Raw genomic sequence first — 21,848 nt, forward strand, 5'->3', positions numbered from 1 at the left:
GCAGCCAAAGCTACCTCGCTCTTGCGATGGTTGGGATTACATATTTCAATTTAGTTTTTCGTTTGAAATATTGATAATGTAAACTGTCATTGATTCAAACGTTTTGGTTATTAACATCGCCAATCGATTATCGTAACTGTATTGAGATGTTAAAGCATTATTTTCTACACGCGAATCTTCTAATCTCCCTTTACTTTCCAAAGCTGTTTTGTAATTTAGATATTGAGATTTTTGAAAAAAAAAGTACTGAATTAGGTTAGAATTATTTTTGCCCTTGCTTCTTATTAACTGAGGATTTGCTCCTTGCGCGTATTCAGGATCATATATATATATATACATCTTTATCACTGTTATATGAGAAACCTTTTTTTAATGCAAAAGTTTCAAAATCTGATAAATTCAAGTAGGTTGATTTTTCTAATTCATCGAATGTCATGAGACATTGTGCTTGGCAAAATTGCAAGAAAAATAGAAAAATTACTAATGCTATATTTTTTTTCATTTTTTTTTATTGTTTATTGTTTTGACAAAATTTATATGACTGACCGCTAACTTGTTTAAGTGCTATGAAATTAAATAAAGCTACCCAATTCTGGTTAGATAAAGATGATAATTATACCACAATAATTAAATCCAAATATACAAATATCCTAATTAACCCAGAATACAATGGAAATCCTCCCGATTTTATCGGGAGATTACTTCGGTTAGCTTATGTTTTTATTGGAATTCAGTGAACTTCGTTTGTAACGAAAAGCGGAGTTGTGTTGCATTTGTGTAAAAAAAAACAAATGAATTTTGTTAAATCAAAAACGACAATAAGTAAAGAGGTTATTTTTTTATTATGCTACCTCATTTGTACTATTTAATTTTTTTGTAAATTTGTGACTATGAAAAATATTTCAAATACTAACCAAAGAGTACAGTTTGCTTTAAAGCAAATGAAAAAAGTAATGCCTTCAGTTAAGGTACAAGTAGCTGTTTATGAAGAAAACTTGAAATTGGGAAAAAATCAAAAAAAGCCCATTATAGCTCCACAATTCAAGAATGTCTAAGCCTGTTTTGCTTATCATAGCAGGATGCAATGGGTCTGGAAAATCAACTTTTTCTAAACCGCTAGCTCCTGACAATTTTACTCCTTTTGATTATGATTATCAATTTTTAAGATTCTATAATTCTTTGATTGATTCGGACCTGAAAGAAGCAATGGCTCATAGGATGGCATTTAATGAGTTAGAAAGCCAGGTAAAAATAGCAATCGATAACAAATCCAGCTTTTGTTATGAAACTAACTTCAATTCGACACCTCTTCATTGGCCTGAAATATTTAAAAATAATGGATATGATTTGTATCTTATTTTTCTGTGTCTTGACTCCATACAAGAAGCTAAAAAAAGGGTGGCCATCCGAGTTGAAAATGGAGGACATTATGTGCCTGAAAATGAAATAGAAAAGCGATATAATGATGGATATAATAATTTAAATTCTTTTTTCAATTATTTTGACTACATAGATTTATTCGATTCGTCAAAATACCTCAAGCATCCAACCCATATTTTATCAATTGAATCAGGAAAAGTTTCTTCAATAACAAAAATACCTGATTATTTGAAATCTTTGATTCCAGATATAATTAAAAAGAGAAACCAAATTAGCTGATGTTTTACAAGTTGCTATCACACGAAAGGATTTGTGCAATAGCAGATAAGAAGCAAGGGAGATTTTGTATGATAATTGTATAGAGGAAAATAAGTGGGTTTATTTTTTTATTTTCAACTAATGCTTTGTTTTTTTAGGATGCATTTGTTTTTGAAATCCTAAAAGTCATAAATAGCCCCGATAGAGCCGATATCCTCGTAACGCAGTGAAGAGATAAAGGCGAAATCTGGAATAATAGTCATAAAAACCCCAAAACGTACTGCTCCTAAAAACCAATACATTATCGCATTTAAATTATTTTGCAGTTCAAGATAAAAGTGTTACTTTTGCAAACCTTTTGGTGAGTAAGAGTTTCCTTTAGGGTTCCATTAATTATACAAACAACTTCTGTTGTTTTCTAGCACAGTAAGAAACTCGAGAAAATACAGAATACAAATTTTTAATCAGCATGTCTGAACAAGTAAAATCACAAGAAGAGTTTTTAGCAAATTTTAACTGGCACAATTTCGAAGAAGGTATTGATGCTGTTGATCAAAAAAACTTATTAGAATTCGAAGAACTAGTTTCAAAAACATTTATCGCTACGGATCAAGAAGAAGTGGTAGATGGTACAGTTGTTAGAATTACAGATAGAGACGTTATCGTTGATATCAACGCAAAATCGGAAGGTGTTATTTCATTGAATGAATTCCGTTACAACCCAGCATTAAAAGTAGGTGATACTGTTGAAGTGTTAATTGACATCCGTGAGGATAAAACTGGTCAATTAGTGTTATCTCACAGAAAAGCACGTACTATCAAATCTTGGGACAGAGTTATTTCGGCTAACGAAACAGGCGAAATCGTTAATGGTTTTGTAAAATGCAGAACTAAAGGTGGTATGATCGTTGACGTTTTCGGAATTGAAGCGTTTTTACCAGGATCTCAAATTGATGTTAAACCAATTAGAGATTACGATGTATATGTAAACAAAATGATGGAATTCAAAGTGGTGAAAATCAACCACGAATTCAAAAATGTTGTTGTTTCTCATAAAGCGCTTATTGAAGCGGATATTGAAATCCAGAAAAAAGAAATCATCGGTCAATTGCAAAAAGGACAAGTATTAGAAGGTGTTGTTAAAAACATTACTTCTTATGGTGTCTTTATTGACTTAGGTGGTGTTGATGGATTAATTCACATTACTGACCTTTCTTGGAGTCGTATTAACCACCCAAGTGAAGTGCTGGAATTAGACCAAAAATTAAATGTTGTAATTCTTGATTTCGATGACGAAAAAACAAGAATTCAATTAGGATTGAAACAATTAAACGCGCACCCTTGGGATGCTCTAGATGCTAAATTAGCAATTGGAGACAAAGTAAAAGGTAAAGTAGTTGTAATCGCTGATTACGGTGCTTTCATCGAAGTTGCTGAAGGTGTTGAAGGTTTAATCCACGTTTCTGAAATGTCTTGGTCTACTCATTTACGTTCTGCTCAGGATTTCGTAAAAGTAGGAGATGTTGTTGAAGCAGTGATCTTAACATTAGACAGAGATGACCGTAAAATGTCATTAGGTATCAAACAATTGTCTCAAGATCCTTGGACTGATATCACTTCTAAATATCCTGTAGGTTCTAAACATTCAGGTATCGTTAGAAACTTTACAAACTTTGGAATTTTCGTAGAACTAGAAGAAGGAATTGATGGATTAATTTACATCTCTGACTTATCTTGGACTAAGAAAATCAAACACCCATCTGAATTTGTAAATGTTGGTGAGAAACTTGATGTAGTAGTATTAGAATTAGATGTTGATGGTCGTAAATTATCTTTAGGACACAAACAAACTACTGCTAATCCTTGGGATCAGTATGAAGATTCTTTCGCTGTAGGAACTATCCACAACGGTGAAATTTCTGAAATCGTTGACAAAGGAGCTACTGTAGAATTCGGAGATGATATCGTTGCTTTTATTCCTACTCGTCACCTTGAAAAAGAAGACGGTAAGAAATTGAAAAAAGGAGAATCAGCTGATTTCAAAGTAATCGAATTCAACAAAGAATTCAAAAGAGTTGTTGCATCTCACACTGCTATCTTCCGTGAAGAAGAAGAGAAAAATGTGAAAACTGCAACTGAAAATACTTCATCTGCATCATCTACAAATGCACCAGCTGCAACTTTAGGAGATAACAATGATGTATTAGCTGCATTGAAAGCTAAAATGGAAAAATCAGAGAAAAAATAATTTCTTGAAATTTTTTTGAATATAGAAAGCCCCGCAATTTGCGGGGCTTTTTTTTTGTTATATGTCATTGCGAGCGTAACGCAGTGAAGTGCGGCAATCTTTTGTCGTAATACAACATTCCTACTTGCATTGAACTCAAAGGGTCATTATATCTTTTATTTCTTCATATAAATCATTCCAATTTGGATTTATTGAATTGATTAAAGCGACTTTTTTTTGCTCTTGAACCCGCTTTAATTTGTTTTTCTCTTCCAATAGCATAACCAATCATTTGACCCGAGTTTACGAACTGGCGAAGAAAAACCTTCGTGAACTTTGTGTTTAAATTTTTTAAAAGAAAAAGATTATTAAATAATTCATTATTCATTACATTTGCCACTTAAATGTTTCAAAATGAAAAAAATCTACTTTTTATTATTGACTTTATGCTCTTTTACTACCGCAAACGCACAGATTGTAAATATTCCAGATCCAATTTTTAAAGCAAGACTACTTCAAACTTCTACAAACCTTACTGTAGTAGCAAAAAACTTAGCAGGTGTTGCTTTTAAAATTGACGCAAATAACAATAAGGAAATTGAAGCTAGTGAAGCGTTACAAGTTTATGAATTACAAGTGCTTGGAACTACTACATCAAATCAAATTTTAAGTGTTGAAGGAATTAAAAGTTTCTTAAACCTCAAAAAATTCACTTGCAACCAAAATAGAATAACTGAAATAGATTTGTCTGGATTAATAAATCTTACACTATTAGATTGTAGTGCAAACGGTACTATTACTTCATTAAATGTTAGTGGTTTAGTAAATATGCAAAATTTGAAATGTGATAACAGTCCAATAAAATCTCTGGACCTTACTGGGATGAATAATTTACAATATTTGAATTGTCAAGAAAATCAATTATCATCACTAAACTTAAGTGGGCTGACTAGTCTTTCATCTTTTATATTGTGGTATTAATAATTTGACAACATTAGATGTAAGTGATTCACCTAATCTTGTGTTTTTTGGATTTAATGTAAATCCTCTTGTAAGTTTATTTATGAAAAATGGTAAATCAGAAACACTTTTAGATTTTGGTAATATTACAACGTTACAATATATCTGTGCCGATGATGTCGATTTAAAAAATGTACAAGCGATGTTAACAAAATATGGTTATACTAATTGTACATTAAATAGTTATTGTTCATTTAATCCAGGAGGAATCTTCTATACAATTCAAGGAAAGAGTCGATTTGATTTTGATTCAAATGGTTGTGATAATACCGATAGTGCATTTCCAAATTTAAAATTTTCAATTAATAATGGCACTACAATAGGTCGCATAGTGTCAAATAAATCAGGTAATTACTACATCCCTGTTCAATCTGGAAATTATACCATTACACCCACTCTAGAAAACCCAACTTATTTTAACATTGCACCAACTAATGTAATATTAAATTTTCCTTCTCAAAGCAGTCCTAATTTTCAAGACTTTTGTATTACGACTAATGGAAACCATAATGATTTAGAAATTTCAACAATACCAATTAATAGAGCACGTCCAGGTTTTGATGCTAAATATAAAATAGTTTTTAAAAATAAAGGAACTGTTGTACAATCAGGTTCCATTAATTTCAACTTTAATGATTCTATCTTAGATTTTTTAAATTCTACACCTTTAATAGATTCTCAAAGTGCTAGTAACTTAAATTGGAATTTTGTAAATCTAAAACCATTAGAAACAAGAGAAATCATTGTAACTTTAAATGTTAATTCACCTGTTGAAGTTCCCCCAGTAAACAGTGGTTCTGTTTTAAATTATGTCACTAAAATAAATATCTTGGCAATAGATGAAAATAACACTGATAATACATTTAATCTTAATCAAATTGTAGTAAATTCTTTTGATCCAAATGACAAGACTTGTCTTGAAGGAATGACTGTTTCATATAATGACATTGGTAAATATGTTCATTATTTAATTCGATTTGAAAATACAGGAACTTTTCCCGCCGAAAATATTGTTGTAAAAGATATGATAGATTTATCCAAATTTGATATTTCGACTTTGATTCCAACTAATGCGAGTCATTCTTATATTACCAAAATTTCTGAAGGAAACAAGGTTGAGTTTATTTTTGAGAATATTAATCTTCCATTTGATGACGCAAACAATGATGGGTATATTGCTTTTAAAATAAAAACTAAACCGACACTTGTTGTTGGTGATACTTTCACTAATGATGCGAGTATCTTTTTTGATTATAATTTCCCAATTGTAACTAATAAAGCAACTTCAACATTTAAAACATTAGGGATTCAGGATTTTGAGTTTTCAAGCTATTTTACTTTGTATCCAAATCCTGCTAAATCAGTATTGAATATTAGTTCAAAAGAAACTATTGAAGTAAAATCCATCAGTATTTACAATACTTTAGGACAATTGGTTTTGGTTATTCCGAATGCTGAAAAAGTTTCAAAAATTGATGTTTCGAGTTTAACCACTGGGAATTATTTCATCAAAATTAATTCCGATAGAGGTACTTCTAATGCAAGATTTATTAAGGAATAAATTCTTTATATTATCAAAATAAAAATGCCAATTCTAAAATCTTGGATTGGCAGCATTGAAAGCTAAAATGGAAAAATCAGAGAAAAAATAATTTCTTGAAATTTTTTGAATATTGAAAGCTCCGCAATTTGCGGGGCTTTTTTTTGTTTAAATATTTGTTGTTGAGTTAATTAGAATGCTTTTATATTGTTCAATAGTATTAAATTTTTGTAAGAAAAAAAATATTAAATGATTTATTGAATTATATTTACATAACTAAATAATTATAAAATGAAAAAAATTTACTTTTTAGTTATTGCTTTGATCGTTTTTAATGGAGTTAATGCACAGATCGTTAGTATTCCAGACGCGAATTTTAAAGCGAAGTTGTTGGCTGTGAATACTGCAAAAGATATTAATTTAAATTTTATTGTGATTGATAAGAATGGAGATGGTGAAATTCAAATTACTGAAGCATTGAATGTTTATGAATTATATTTATATAATTCTAATATATCTGATTTAAGTGGAATAACAAGTTTCACAAACCTTCAAACATTACAATGTAGTTCAAATTTATTGACAAATCTTAATCTTACGGGTTTGAATAATTTAAAAAGTTTATATTGCTCTAGTAATCAATTGTCAACATTAAATATAAGTGGCATAACAAATCTTCAATTTATATCCTGCTATAGTAATTTACTTCCTTCACTAGATATTAGTGGTTTAACAAATCTAAAAAATTTATACTGCTCTAGTAATCAATTAACAACTTTAGATTTACGTGGTATAACCAATCTTCAATCATTAAGCTGTGGTAATAACTTGATTGTAAGTATTGATATCTCTGGATTAATAAACCTAACTAACTTGGAATGTCAGTCAAACAAATTAAATAAAATTAATTTTGATAAATCAAACATTCTAGCTTATTTGGATTGTAGTGAAAACCAATTAACGATCTCAGATTTACAGGGGTTAACTAAACTAACTACTTTAGTTTGTAGATCAAGCCAACTAAACAGCTTGGACATGTCAGGTTTTATCAATTTGAATAATTTAGATTGTAGTTTGAACCGATTAACAAGTTTAGATTTAACAGGAATTAATAAACTGGAGTATTTGAATTGTAGTTCAAACCTTTTAACTAGTATAAACTTAACAGGGGTTACTGGATTGAAGAATTTGAAATGCAACAATAATTATCTAACTTCTTTAGATTTATCAGCGAATTTAACAGGAATTTCATCAGGATTGAATTGTAGTCATAACCTACTTACTTCAATTATTTTTCCTAGTTTTATTATAGATGAAGGTGTGAATTTATCTTACAATTTGCTGAATACTATTGTATTGCCTGTAAGTACATTTTATTATTTCAATTGCAGTAATAATCCAAATCTAATTTCTATTTTTATGAAAAATTCGACCCCAGAATATTTTGATGAATCTTTTAATTATCTAACTGACGAGAATTTTAAGATTTCAAATTGTCCAAATTTGATATATATATGTATAAAAGACAAAAGCATAACAAGGGCACAAAATTTAATTAACAACTTAGGATATACAAACTGCCAAGTTAATTCCTACTGTTCTTTTGTACCTGGAGGAGTGTTTTATTCTATACAAGGGAAAAATAAGTTAGACAGTAATACTAATGGATGCGATGTTCTTGATGTTATTGTTCCAAATTTAAAATTTAATATAACTAATGGCCCAACAATTGGAAGTTTAATATCCAGTACCGCAGGAAATTATTCCATTCCTGTGCAAGCAGGAACTTATACTATCACTCCATCATTAGAAAACTCAAATTATTTCACTATTTCTCCAGCAACAGTAAACGTTACTTTCCCAACACAAGCCAGTCCGTTTGTACAAGATTTTTGTGTTACGCGCAATGGTTCCCATCCCGATTTAGAAGTTACTTTATTGCCATTGCAACCTGCAAGACCTGGATTTGACGCGAAGTATAAAATCATATATAAAAATAAAGGCAATACAACACAATCGGGTTCTGTAAATCTATCTTTCAATGATGCCGTTTTGGATTTAGTTGTGTCGAATCCTGTAACTACAACCCAAACGACGAATAATTTATCGTGGGATTTTACTAATTTATTGCCATTTGAAACTCGCGAAATTACATTTACTCTAAACGTGAATTCTCCTATGGAAACTCCAGCAGTGAATAATGGTTATGTTTTGGCTTATAAAGCAACAATAGCAAGTGCCATAACGGATGAAACTCCAAAAGACAATACATTCACACTGAATCAGACGGTTGTAGGTTCGTTCGACCCAAATGACAAAATCTGTTTAGAAGGCACAACGATTTCTCCAAGTTTGATAGGAGAATATGTGCATTATTTAATTCGTTTTGAAAATACCGGAACTTATCCAGCCCAAAATATTGTAGTGAAAGATATAATTGATTTGTCAAAATTTGATATTTCGACTTTACTTCCGACAAAAGCAAGTCATTCCTACATCATTAAAATAAGTGACGGCAACAAAGTAGAATTTATCTTTGAGAACGTCAATCTTCCTATTGATGATGCAAATAATGATGGTTATATCGCTTTCAAAATTAAGACCAAACCAACGTTAGTGGTGAATGATACTTTTATAAATGAGGCCAGTATCTTTTTTGATTATAATTTTCCAATTGTAACGAATAAAGCAACTTCAATATTTAAAACATTGGAAATACAAGATTTTGAATTTTCAAACTATTTTACTCTTTATCCAAACCCTGTAAATGAAACCCTGAATATTGTTACAACAAAAGAAATTGAAGTGAAATCGATTGCTGTTTATAATATTTTGGGACAACTGGTTATAGCGCTTCCTAATGTAAAAGTAATTTCTAAAATTGATGTATCGAATTTAAAAACGGGTAATTATTTCATTAAAATAGATTCAGACAAAGGAAGTTCGAGTTTGAAGTTCATTAAAAATTAAGCATTCCAGTTGAACGATAAAAAACCGTTTCTATTTTTAGAAACGGTTTTTTTATGGAATATTTTATTGCTTCATAATATTTAATAATTTAAAATAATTTTATTTTTTAAAACCAAATTCATTTAAACACCGTAAATAAAATTATATAACTTAAAAAATAAATTTTATGAAAACTAGAAAATTTTTATCCATTGCATTATTTACAGTAGTATTAGGAGCATCTTCATTCGCTCAAAAAACAGTTATGGTTGGTGGAGCTGCGATGTATCCGTCTAAAAACATTGTTGAAAATGCTGTAAACTCAAAAGATCATACCACTTTAGTTGCAGCAGTATCAGCCGCTGGATTAGTTGAAACATTAAAAAGTAAAGGACCATTTACCGTTTTTGCTCCAACAAATGCAGCGTTTGATAAATTGCCAGCTGGAACTGTAACTACATTATTAAAACCAGAGAACTTAAAAACGTTACAAACAATCCTTACATATCATGTTGTTGCAGGAAAGATGAATGCTTCAGATATTGCAAAAGCTATTAAAAAGGGGAATGGGAAAGCTACAATGAAAACGGTTAGTGGTGGAACTTTAACAGCTTGGATGCAAGGAAAAGATTTATACATTACAGATGAGAATATGAATAAAGCTAAAGTTACGATTGCGGATGTTAATCAATCAAATGGTGTTATTCACGTGATCGATGCCGTAGTATTACCAAAACAATAATTTTGATTTAGGTTAGTATTTTGTTAGTCCTAAGAACCCAATAACTTGTAGGGTTCTTTTGTATAAAAAATCCCATTTCTAATTTTAGAAATGGGATTTTTTAATTTATAAAAAAAGTTATTATCGTAAGCTGGCTCCAAGTTCACTTTCAAAATTATGTTGCAGTTTGCTCATAATTTTATCAATTTGAACATCGGTTAGTGTTTTAGAACTGTCTTGAATTGTAAAACTTAACGCGTATGATTTTTTGCCGTCAGGAAGATTTTTTCCTTCATAGACATCAAATAAATTAATGTCTTTTAAGAGTGTTTTCTCGGTTTGACGTGCAATATTGTAAATACTGTCATACGTTACGCTTTGATCTATTAACAATGCTAAATCTCTACGAACTTCCGGATATTTAGGAATCTCAGTGTATTTTATCTTGGCAGAAATTAATTTTAAAATCAAAGCCCAATTAAAATCTGCGAAAAATACTTCTTGTTTGATTCCAAAGTGTTTTAATATTGATTTTTTAACTATTCCTAATTCTACCACTATTTCGGTTCCTACGCTGATCGCAATCCCTTCAGAAAACACATCTGAAGTTACTGGTACGTTTTGTGTTTTTTGAATGCCTAATCTGGATAGAATTCCATCGGCATATCCTTTGAACAAAAAGAAATCGGATGGTTTTTGAGCGTTAGTCCAATTTTCTTGATTTCTATTTCCGGAAAGATATAAAGCCAAATGCTTTTTCTCTTCGTAACCGGCAAGATAGTTATGATACGTTTTTCCAAATTCAAACAATTTCAAATCGGCATTTTTCCGATTAATATTATAAGATATTGCTTCCAGTCCGGAAAACAGTAAGGATTGACGCAAGGTAGCTAAATCAGTACTTAGCGGATTCAACATCGTCACATTGTTTGTTGGATTCAATACCTCAGAAAGTGCAACATACGACGCAGTAGTGAGTGAATTTGCCATCATTTCATTAAATCCTTGTGAATTTAATTGTGTGGCAATCAAATTTTGCATTTTGTAATCTTCGTTTCTTGGCGAATTAGAAACGGTAGCATTTAGTTTTTTAGAAAAATTAATATTGTTGTATCCATACACTCTCAATATTTCCTCTATAACATCTATTTCTCTCTGAACGTCTACACGGTAACAAGGAATAGTCAATCCCAATCCGGCATCTGAAACGCTGTTTACTTTGATGTCTAACGAAACTAATATTTTCTTAATAGTGTCTTTTGGCAATTCTTGTCCAATAATTTTAGCCACTTTGCTAAAGTTTAAAAACACAGAAAAATCTTCAATTTTCTTTGGATACATATTAACAACATCAGATGTTATTTCTCCACCGGCCACTTCTTGAATTAATAAAGCAGCCCGTTTCAATGCGTATTCTGTAATAGTAGGGTCAATTCCTCTTTCAAAACGGAAAGAAGCATCCGTGTTTAATTGATGTCTTTTAGCAGTTTTACGAATGCTAACGGGATTGAAATAAGCACTTTCTAAAAATATAGAATTGGTGCTTTCAGAAACTCCTGATTTTTTTCCTCCAAAAACTCCTGCAATACATAAAGGTCCTTTTTCATCACAAATCATTAAATCTTCTTCGTGTAAGCTTCTTTCGACATCGTCAAGTGTAGTAAATTTTGTTCCGGCAGGAAGTGTTTGAACCACTATTTTACCGTTAATTTTTGAAGCGTCAAAAGCGTGAAGCGGCTGACCTAATTCGTGTAAAACGTAATTAGTGACATCGACAATATTGTTTTTTGGATTTAATCCAATGGCTTTCAATCTATTTTGCAACCAAGCTGGAGAGGGTTTAACTTCAATACCAGAAATAGTTACTCCGCAATATCTGGGTGCTAGTTTAGGCTCTTTTACATCGATATCAATTTTCAAAGTTCTTTTATCCACTCTGAAATTACTCACAGAAGGTGTAATTAATTCGACGTTTACACCACTTTGCAGCATTCCGGCTCTTAAATCACGCGCAGTTCCTAAATGACTCATTGCATCGGCACGATTGGGTGTTAAACCAATTTCGAAAACTTCGTCATTTTCAATTTTGAAAACGAGGGCAGCAGGAGTTCCTGGTTCTAATGTATCGTCCAATATCATAATTCCGTCGTGGCTTTCACCAAGACCTAATTCATCTTCAGCACAAATCATTCCGTGACTTTCCTGTCCGCGAATTTTTCCTTTTTTTATTGAAAAAGCAACACCTGCAGCATCGTATAATGTAGTTCCAATTGTTGCAACCGGTACTTTTTGCCCTGCGGCAACATTGTTCGCACCACACACAATTTGTACGGGAATTCCATTTCCTAAATCTACGGTAGTAATTTTTAGTCTATCGGCATCCGGATGTTGAATGCAGGTAAGTACATGTCCCACAACAATGCCTTCTAATCCGCCTTTAACCGATTGGTATTTTTCAACAATTTCTACTTCCAGACCTAAATCGGTTAGTAATGCTGCTGTTTCTTCGGATTTCCAGTCTATTTTAATGAATTGTTTTAACCAGTTGTAAGATATTTTCATCTGTCAATTTTAATAAGATTGCAAATATAATCAATGTTTCGTGAGGTTCAAAGCGAGTAAGGGACAAAGTTTTAAAACCTTTCTTTGTTTTTTTTCGACATTTTAAATTAATTCTTCCACATGTTTTTTAATGTTCTCCGCAATTTTATGAGTTGGTAAATCATTCGCATCGGTACCGAAAGGATCTTCAATTTCCTCAGCAATTAACTCTAAACTCGCCAAAACATAAAAAATAAAGACAACAACAGGAACTACATAATAACCCAAACTAAAAGCATATCCAAAAGGCAAAGTCATCACATAAAAGAAGATGAATTTTTTAAGAAAGGCACTGTAGGAGTAGGGAATAGGCGTGTTTTTAATTCGTTCGCAAACACCACAAATATCAGTAAATGATTTTACTTCCTCGTTTAATATAATTAGTTGATCGCCAGTTATTTTTTTGGAGTCGTATAAATCATTAATCTTCTGAAACAACATTTTAGCTACTTGATTGGGCTTGTGTTTGTGATGCGCAATTTCTAAATCAACATCTTCAAACAATTGTTTGCTGGTATCCTCATCGTTCAAATGTTTATGCAAAATGGAGGCATAACCAGGAATCATTTTTCGAAAGTACTTCCTGTCTTTTTCATCATGCAAAATAATTGATAATTTAATGGCTAAATTACGGCTATTGTTGACTAATGCACCCCACATTTTACGACCTTCCCACCAACGATCATAAGCAGTATTGGTTCTAAAAACAAGTAATAATGAAATTACAAAACCAAGCATTCCGTGCATGATTGTAATGTTCTTTACATAACTATCGTCCGCTAATTTCCAATATTCAACCTCTAAATAACCGATAATTCCAGAATAAAGCCCAATAGCAAACATTATTGGCAGTAGCGTTCTAAAAGTGTCCGCTTTGTGAAAACGAAAAATAAAAGTAAACCAGTCTTTTGTATTATATGAAACCATTTAAGATACTATTTTTAACAAAAGTAAATTAAAAATTAAGATTTCCTGCCAATTCTCGTAGCGCAATTTCAGATAATTTACCTTGGAATTGCGCATTGCTGTAACGTACTTTAGCATTGACATAATTCAATTGTGCGGTTCTGAATTCTAAGGTAGTAATGGTCCCAATTCTGAATTTATCCAGCGTAATATTCAGATTTTGTTTGGCAATCGATTCATTTCTTTCTTCTAAAGCAATCAATTCTAAATTGGTTAAATACGTTTGATACGAAGAAGCCAATTGTGAGCGTAAAGCTAAATTTTGCTGATCTATATTTAATTTAGAATTTTCAATTTGAATTTTGGCTATTTTCTCATTTCGGTTTTGTGCAAAACCATCGAAGATATTCAAAGACGCACTAAAACCATAGTTTAAACCTCTTGATTGTGATTGTGCCACAAAGCCGAGACTCGACTGACTTTCAGAAAAATTGTAGCCGGTATTCACGCGCAAAGTAGGATAGCGCCCTGCTTTAATTTGTTTTAATTCTAATTCGGCTATTCTTTTATTAATAATTTGAGCTTCTAACTGCGGATTTTGTTTTTCGGCTAAAACGGTTAATTCCGGAAGTAATAACAGTGCATCCACTTCAAGTTCATCAATTATTTTAAAATTAGTGGTAACATCTCTGGCCATCAATTGATTTAATAAAATCTTACTGTTGGCGTATAATTCTTTTTGTCTTAGCAACGCAACCTGATCGGTATTCAAATCTACTTGGGCGTTTAAAACTTCTAATTTAGATGCTTTTCCAATGGTAAATCGGTTTTGTGCCAAAGTCAATCGTTGATTCGAAATAACAATTGTCGTATCCAAAGCGGCTAATTGCTGCTGCTGCTGTACTAAATCGTAATACGCAGCATTAACATCACTGATTCGTGTGATTATGGTTAACTTTAGCTGTGCTTCCCCTAATTTTTGCAATTCTTTCAACTGATTTAATCTGGCGAACATCCGTAATCCGTCAAAAACCGTCCAATCCAGTCCAACCCCATACGTTAAATTATTATTTTTGGCATTGTCTAAATCGGTTACTGTTGCGTCCTGACGCGTTTGTGAACTGTTTTGAATACTGTTATTATCAATAACATTTGCGGTGACAGTGGGTAACATTCCAGCATTTCCTATTGCTACGTTTGTTTTTTGTATGGTTAAATTATTGGCAGCAATTTTTATTTCGTAATTGTTTTCCAATGCAATTTTTACAGCATTTTCCAATGTCAATACTTCCTGAGCATTCGTTTTTGCAATACAAAATAAGAGTAATATAAAACTTTGAAATAATATTTTAGTATGTGTCATAATTATATTTTTAAACCACGAATCAACGAATTTTATCTAAAAATCGTAGGTATCTTTTTTATGCGCGTGATCAGCGTTCCATTCTGATTATTTTACTTCTTTTTCATATTCTTCAATATGATCAAACTCAGGATAATGTTTTCTGGCTTTAGACCACATTAAATACATTGCTGGAATTACAAACAGCGTTAAAACCAACGAGAAGATAGTTCCCCCTACAATTACAACTCCCATACCAATTCTGCTGGTGGATGCTTCACCCAAAGACAAAGCAATAGGCAAGGCTCCCAATGAAATGGCCAAACTTGTCATTAAAATAGGACGAAGTCTCGCTTCAGAAGCTTCTAAAATAGCCTCCAGTTTTGGTTTTCCTTCTTCTCTCAGTTTATTGGCAAATTCCACGATTAAAATTCCGTTCTTGGTCACTAATCCAATGAGCATTACAGTTCCAATTTGGCTAAAGATATTCCAAGTCTGATCAAACAACCAAAGGGAAAATAAAGCTCCCGCTACTGCCATTGGCACGGTCAAAATGATAATAAACGGATCAATAAAACTCTCAAACTGTGCCGCCAGAATCAAAAATATTAACAGTAAGGCTAATCCAAAAGCAAAAGTAGTATTAGAACTACTCTCGACAAAATCTCTGGATTCTCCCCCTAAATCGGTTGTAAAGGAATCATCGAGTACTTTCGCTTTGATTTCATTCATAGCATCAATACCATCACTGATACTTTTCCCAGGTGCCAGTCCGGCAGTCACTGTTGCTGACATGTATCTATTATTATGGTACAATTGAGGAGGATTACTTTTTTCCTCAACTGTCACTACATTGTCCATTTGAATTAATTCGCCAGAACTGTTTTTCACATACATAGAAGTTAAATCCAACGGTTTTGATCGGTCTTTTTGTTCAAATTGTCCAATGACTTCATATTGTTTTCCGTTTCGCATAAAGTAACCAAAGCGTTGGCCACTTAAAGAAAGTTGCAGGGTTTGCGCAATGTCCATGACAGAGATTCCTAAACTTTTTGCTTTTTCCCGATTGATAGTAACGTTGATTTCAGGTTTGTTAAATTTTAAGTTTACATCGGTAACTGAAAATGTAGGGTTTTTAGCGGCCTCATCCATAAATTGAGGAATTTTTTCTTGCAATTTTTCAAAATTTGGTGCCTGAATGATGTATTCAATGGGCAAACCTCCCCGTCTGTTTACTGCAATAGTAGGTTCTTCAATAACGGAAGTTTTAATTTCGGGGTATTTTTTTGTTAATCGGTTTAATTTTTCGGCAATTTCCTTTTGGGAACTTTCTCTTTCACTAGTTTCTGAGAGGGCCATTCGAATCAAACCACTATTTACCGACGAGGACCCAAAACCAGGAGATGTGATTACTAAAGCAACCTCTTTTTCCGGAATAGAATCATCTACTAATTGTGATAGTTCCTGCATAAATCGATCCGTATATTCATAAGAAGAACCTTCAGGAGTTGTCATTCGCATGACAATAGCACTTCGGTCATCATAAGGAGCTGTTTCTTTTTGTAATAAATTGAAAAAGATATAAATTAATCCGAAACAAGCGATAAGAATTGGGAAACTAAGCCATTTTTTTTTCATAAATGTACTTAGGGCATCGGCGTAACCGCTATTTAATCTTTGGTAAAAAGGTTCTGAATAGATGTAAAACTTTGATTTTTTTTGTTCTCCGCCTTTCATCAAATAAGCATTTAGCATTGGAGTCAGCGTCAAGGATACAAAAGCTGAAATTAATACTGCTGCACCAATGACGACGCCAAATTCCCGAAACAGCCGTCCCACAAATCCTTCGAGAAAAATCACCGGCAAAAATACGGCAGCCAAAGTAATTGAAATAGAGATTACTGCAAAAAATATTTCATTGGAGCCTTTTATGGCAGCCTCAATTGGAGACATTCCTTCTTCAACCTTCTTAAAAATATTTTCAGTGACAACAATTCCATCATCTACGACCAATCCTGTAGCAAGAACAATAGCGAGTAAAGTCAATACATTTATGGAGAACCCAAAAAGATACATGATAAAGAAAGTCGCAATCAGCGAAACGGGAATATCTATTAAGGGTCTAAAGGCAATTGCCCAGTCTCTAAAGAATAAATAAATAATTAGAATCACCAGAATAATAGAAATCAACAGGGTTTCGGCTACTTCGGTTACTGATTTTTTAACAAAAACGGTACTGTCAATAACAATGTTTAGTTTGATATCTTTGGGTAAATCTTTTTTTAGATTATCGTATTCTTTATAAAATTCTTTCGAAATATCTAAATAGTTGGCCCCAGGAAGCGGTACAATTGCTACACCCACTAAAGGCAGACCAGACTGAGTCATCTTTGTTTCTAAATTTTCCGGACCTAAAACAGCGGTACCGATATCTTTAAAAAGCACCGTTTTTCCTCCTTCGGATCGAATAATGATATTATTAAATTCTTCGGGAGTAGAAAGATTTCCAACCGTTTTCACCGTCAGTTCAGTATTGTCTCCCGTTATTTTACCGGAAGGCAGTTCAACGTTTTGTTGATTTAAAGCATCTCTCACTTCAGCTACAGAGCATCCATAAGAGGCTAACTTGACAGGGTCAATCCACAATCGCATCGCAAATCTTTTTTGTCCCCAAATCTGGACTCCACTGACACCGGGAATGGTCTCTAATCTTTGAGCGATAACATTCTCGGCATAGTCACTTAATTCTAGCGAATTTCTGGAATCACTTTGAACTGTCATCGAAATTATTGCACGACTGTCAGCATCTGCTTTAGAAACGACTGGTGGCGAATCAATATCCTGCGGCAAACTTCGTACGGCTTGGGAAACTTTATCCCGAACATCATTGGCTGCAGCTTCAAGATCTTTATCTAAATTAAATTCAACAGTAATATTACTGCTTCCTTGCACGCTCGACGAAGTAATATTTCGAATTCCTTCAATCGAGTTAAGTGCTTTTTCTATAGGTTCCGTAATTTGAGATTCTATAATGTCGGCATTTGCACCTGAATAGTTCGTACGGATAGAAACTTGTGCAGGATCAATTGAAGGAAATTCGCGAACACCTAGAAAAGTATATCCTATTATTCCAAACAACACGATTGCTAGGTTGAGAACAATTGTCAGTACGGGTCTTTTAATACTTGTGGTTGATAAACTCATTTAGATTTTAAATTTTTGATGGCTAAATTTAGATTTTTGATGGCTTTTATGGAATCTAATATGTCAATCTATTTAATTTGAACTTTTATAGGAGTTTCATTTTTTAATGACATTACACCACTGGTAATAACGGTATCACCTGCTTTCAAACCGGAAAGAACTAAAATTGACGCATCAGTTCTTGTAGCCGTTTCTATCATTACTTCTTTGGCTTGACCATTACTGGAAATAAAAACTTTTTTTCCGTTTTGTACTGGAATAATAGCTTCTGTAGGAACAACGATAGCATCTTTTATAATATCCAATGGCAATTCGACATCCGCAAATGTTCCCGGTAATAACTTGCCGTCCTTATTATCTGCAATGGCACGTACTTGTAATGTACGGGTACTGACTGCAATCTCTGGATCGATAGCATATACAGTAGCCGTATAATTTTTATCAGATCCTGCAATTTTAAATGTTATAGTTGTATTTTTTTTAACTTGATTGGCATACTTTTCTGGAATTGAAAATGTAATTTTTAGTTTCCCAACGTTCACCAACTTAGCAACTAATACTGCTGGCGTAATATAAGTACCTGGTGAAATGGAGCGTAAGCCAATTTTTCCGGAAAATGGCGCTCGTACTGATGTTTTTGCAATTTGGACTTTAATTAACTGACTTTGGGCTTGTGCCGATTTTAAATCAGCACGTGCCAAATCATATTCTTCCTGACTAATAGCTTCTTTTTGAAGTAATAACTTGGCTCTTCTTTCATTTTCCGACGCTAATCCTTCTGCCGTGGAAGTTTGTCGCAGTTGCGCTCTTAATTCTAAATCGTTGACCCTAAAAAGCACTTGTCCTTTACTCACATTACTACCTTCCTGAAAATAAATTCCTTCTACAATTCCTGAAACTTCACTGCGAATCTCTACTTGTTCATTGGCTTCAATAGAACCGGAAAGCGATAAATTATTATCAAATGTTTGGTATTGCACAACCATACCGCTTACGTTTATTTGTTTTCCTTTTCCTTTAGGATCATTTGAATCTCCGTTTTTACTTTTATTCTCTGAAATTCGATAAACAATAAATCCAATTATTCCGATAGTTAACAAGGCGTAGACAAGGTGTTTTATTTTCATAGTTGTTTTATAAAGTAAGATTAGGTATCAATAATTTTAGTTAAATACAAATCTAATATTTAGGAATGGGAATAGGCGAGTAGTTAATTTTTATTTAACGTTTGTACATACAAATATTAACAGTAACAAAATGTAGCAACAACTAATAAACACAATAAGGCTCGCTTTCTGATTTTCTAGGACTGTAAAAAAGTGAAATGGTTTAATTCAAATGGTAAAAAAATACCACTTTATTTATTACAAAGTAAAGGCATTGGAATTTAAACTGATAAAATGTCACGTAATCGATTAGCTAATATAATTCCAAATGTTTTTCTTTTTGGTCATTTCTATAAAAACTGCTCGCAAAGCAGCATGTTCCGGTTTTTGCATGCCCGCATCTTCTTTCAGTAATTTCAAAGCATAATTTCTGGCTAATGCCAAGGTATCTCTGTCTCGAACCAAATCAGCAATTTGAAGATTAAGCACGCCGCTTTGTTGAGTTCCCATTAAATCGCCCGGTCCACGTAGTTTCAAATCCACTTCGGCAATTTCGAAACCATCATTGGTTTGCACCATCGTTTCCATACGGGTTTTACTGTCAGAACTCAATTTATGGCTCGTCATCAGAATGCAATAACTTTGCTCCGCACCACGACCCACGCGGCCGCGAAGCTGATGCAGTTGCGATAATCCAAATCGTTCCGCACTTTCAATAATCATCACACTGGCGTTAGGAACATTCACACCAACTTCAATTACTGTTGTGGCCACCATAATATTGGTTTTCCCCTCCGAGAAGCGTTTCATTTCGGCATCTTTGTCCGCTGGTTTCATCTTTCCATGCAGAATGGAAATAGAATATTGCGGCAGCGGAAAATCTCTGGAAATACTTTCATAACCGTCCATTAAATCCTTAAAATCCATTTTTTCCGATTCTTGAATCAACGGATACACAATATAGATTTGGCGACCCAAAGCAATTTCGTCCCGAAGGAATTTCCAAACCTTCAACCGGTTACTGTCAAAACGATGAACGGTCTGAATCGGTTTTCGTCCAGGAGGCAATTCATCAATTACGGAAATATCTAAATCGCCATACAAACTCATCGCCAAAGTTCTGGGTATAGGCGTGGCGGTCATCACCAAAACGTGTGGCGGAATCACATTTTTTTTCCACAATTTAGAGCGCTGTTCTACGCCAAAACGGTGTTGTTCATCAATTACAGCCAGTCCTAAATTCTTAAATTTTACTTTGTCCTCTAGTAAAGCATGTGTTCCGATAAGAATGTGTAACGTTCCGTTTTCCAGTTCTTCATGGATAATTCTGCGTTGTGCTATTTTAGTAGAACCCGTTAGGATTCTTATGTTTATATTTAACGTTTCGGCCAATTCGGATAAACCAATGAAATGTTGATTTGCCAGAATTTCCGTGGGTGCCATCAAGCACGCTTGAAAGCCATTATCAAGTGCCAAAAGCATGCTCATAAAAGCCACAATTGTTTTCCCGGAACCTACATCACCTTGCAGCAAACGGTTCATTTGGGCGTTGCTGCCCATATCAGTTCGGATTTCTTTGATGACTCTTTTTTGGGCATTTGTCAGTTGGAAAGGCAAATGATTCTGATAAAAATCATTGAAATTTTCACCCACTGTGGCAAATGGATGTCCTTTTATTTTGTGTTTTCGAATGAGATTCTTCGTAATTAATTGCAGCTGGATAAAAAACAATTCTTCGAATATTAATCGGAATTTGGCTTTCGCCAAAACATCAGCGCTTTTTGGAAAATGAATATTGAATAAAGCTGCTTTTTTAGGAATTAGCTTCAGTTCGTGGATTAAATAATCCGGCAAAGTTTCCGTAAACAACGCTTGTGTTTCCAGAAACAATTGTTGCATCAGTTTGTTAATCACCCGGTTTGAAATCCCGCGATTCGTCAAGGTTTCTGTCGAAGGATACACGGGTTGCATTGCCGAACGCAAACTTTGTTCATGTTCGCTCATCAACTCGATTTCCGGATGTGCCATATTGAACGCATTCCCAAAAGAGGTGCATTTCCCAAAAATCACACAAATTTCGTTGAGCTTCAAACTCTCCCGAATCCATTTGTGACCTTGAAACCAAACGAGTTCCATTTGGCCCGTATCATCCACAAAAGTTGCTACCAATCGTTTTTGGTTTCTGCCAAATTCTACGGTTTTGATATTGATGATTTTACCGATAATCTGAACCTCGGCACTATTGTTTTGCAGTTCGTTAATCTTGTAATAGCGCGTTCTGTCAATGTATCTGTTAGGGAAAAAATTAACCAAATCCACGTACTTATAAATCCCCAATTCCTTGCGCAGCAATTCGCCCCGATTGGGACCAACGCCTTTGAGGTATTCGATGGGAGTGAGTAGGAGGTTTTGCATTTAGATTTTTTTGGACACGGATAAAACGGATTTGCTTCTCTCGACTTCGCTCGAGATGACAAAACGCAGATTAAAACGGATTTTTAATTTGATGCAGCGAAGATAGTTTTTTGTTTGGAAATTTGGAAATGGGAATGTTTGGAATTGCTGTAAGAAATTAATTAAACTTCATGAAAATT

General features: G+C 33.3%; 14 protein-coding genes. 7 read left to right on the forward strand and 7 right to left on the reverse strand.

Annotated features, from left to right (window positions below):
• Positions 1–45 precede the first annotated feature (45 nt).
• Entirely contained in the window at positions 46–339 is a 294-nt protein-coding gene (locus ACNQGJ_RS06905; RefSeq protein WP_417971411.1) for a hypothetical protein, read from the reverse strand.
• Between the two features lie 551 nt (positions 340–890).
• On the opposite strand from ACNQGJ_RS06905, the gene ACNQGJ_RS06910 reads away from it, so the two are divergent.
• The 7 genes from ACNQGJ_RS06910 (at position 891) to ACNQGJ_RS06940 (ending at position 10,116) form a co-directional block, all read left to right on the forward strand.
• Entirely contained in the window at positions 891–1,055 is a 165-nt protein-coding gene (locus ACNQGJ_RS06910; RefSeq protein WP_158616090.1) for a hypothetical protein, read from the forward strand.
• On the forward strand, positions 1,048–1,659 hold the full coding sequence (locus ACNQGJ_RS06915; protein ID WP_417971413.1) for an ATPase: 612 nt from the start codon (positions 1,048–1,050) through the stop codon (positions 1,657–1,659). Before ACNQGJ_RS06910 ends, ACNQGJ_RS06915 begins: the two co-directional genes overlap by 8 nt.
• Positions 1,660–2,107: 448 nt before the next feature.
• Positions 2,108–3,886, forward strand: coding sequence for a 30S ribosomal protein S1 (rpsA, locus tag ACNQGJ_RS06920; protein WP_417971415.1), 1,779 nt, complete (start codon positions 2,108–2,110; stop codon positions 3,884–3,886).
• A 393-nt stretch (positions 3,887–4,279) separates the two neighbouring features.
• A complete protein-coding gene (locus tag ACNQGJ_RS06925) occupies positions 4,280–4,846 on the forward strand; it encodes a leucine-rich repeat domain-containing protein (RefSeq protein WP_417971417.1) in 567 nt (188 codons plus the stop codon).
• Between the two features lie 4 nt (positions 4,847–4,850).
• Entirely contained in the window at positions 4,851–6,446 is a 1,596-nt protein-coding gene (locus ACNQGJ_RS06930; protein ID WP_417971419.1) for a T9SS type A sorting domain-containing protein, read from the forward strand.
• Positions 6,447–6,716: 270 nt separating this feature from the next.
• Entirely contained in the window at positions 6,717–9,395 is a 2,679-nt protein-coding gene (locus ACNQGJ_RS06935; protein WP_417971421.1) for a DUF7619 domain-containing protein, read from the forward strand.
• Between the two features lie 166 nt (positions 9,396–9,561).
• A complete protein-coding gene (locus ACNQGJ_RS06940) occupies positions 9,562–10,116 on the forward strand; it encodes a fasciclin domain-containing protein (protein WP_417971423.1) in 555 nt (184 codons plus the stop codon).
• Between the two features lie 120 nt (positions 10,117–10,236).
• Here ACNQGJ_RS06940 and pheT read toward each other — a convergent pair whose 3' ends face one another.
• The 6 genes from pheT to recG all read right to left on the reverse strand — a co-directional run bounded on the left by pheT (position 10,237) and on the right by recG (position 21,669).
• Positions 10,237–12,657 (reverse strand): phenylalanine--tRNA ligase subunit beta, encoded by a 2,421-nt coding sequence (pheT, locus tag ACNQGJ_RS06945; RefSeq protein ID WP_417971425.1) that lies wholly within the window; start codon positions 12,655–12,657, stop codon positions 10,237–10,239.
• Between the two features lie 102 nt (positions 12,658–12,759).
• Positions 12,760–13,623 (reverse strand): bestrophin family protein, encoded by an 864-nt coding sequence (locus ACNQGJ_RS06950; protein ID WP_417971427.1) that lies wholly within the window; start codon positions 13,621–13,623, stop codon positions 12,760–12,762.
• A gap of 28 nt (positions 13,624–13,651) precedes the next feature.
• Positions 13,652–14,965 carry a TolC family protein gene (locus ACNQGJ_RS06955; protein WP_417971429.1) on the reverse strand — a complete coding sequence of 438 codons (1,314 nt, stop codon included), beginning with the start codon at positions 14,963–14,965 and terminating at the stop codon, positions 13,652–13,654.
• 87 nt (positions 14,966–15,052) lie between these two features.
• Positions 15,053–18,148, reverse strand: coding sequence for an efflux RND transporter permease subunit (locus ACNQGJ_RS06960; RefSeq protein WP_417971431.1), 3,096 nt, complete (start codon positions 18,146–18,148; stop codon positions 15,053–15,055).
• 68 nt (positions 18,149–18,216) lie between these two features.
• Positions 18,217–19,275, reverse strand: coding sequence for an efflux RND transporter periplasmic adaptor subunit (locus ACNQGJ_RS06965; RefSeq protein ID WP_417971433.1), 1,059 nt, complete (start codon positions 19,273–19,275; stop codon positions 18,217–18,219).
• 288 nt (positions 19,276–19,563) lie between these two features.
• Positions 19,564–21,669 (reverse strand): ATP-dependent DNA helicase RecG, encoded by a 2,106-nt coding sequence (gene recG / locus ACNQGJ_RS06970; RefSeq protein ID WP_417971435.1) that lies wholly within the window; start codon positions 21,667–21,669, stop codon positions 19,564–19,566.
• Between the last annotated feature and the right edge of the window lie 179 nt (positions 21,670–21,848).

The sequence above is a fragment of the Flavobacterium cryophilum genome, assembly GCF_048286555.1.
Classification (GTDB): Bacteria; Bacteroidota; Bacteroidia; order Flavobacteriales; family Flavobacteriaceae; genus Flavobacterium.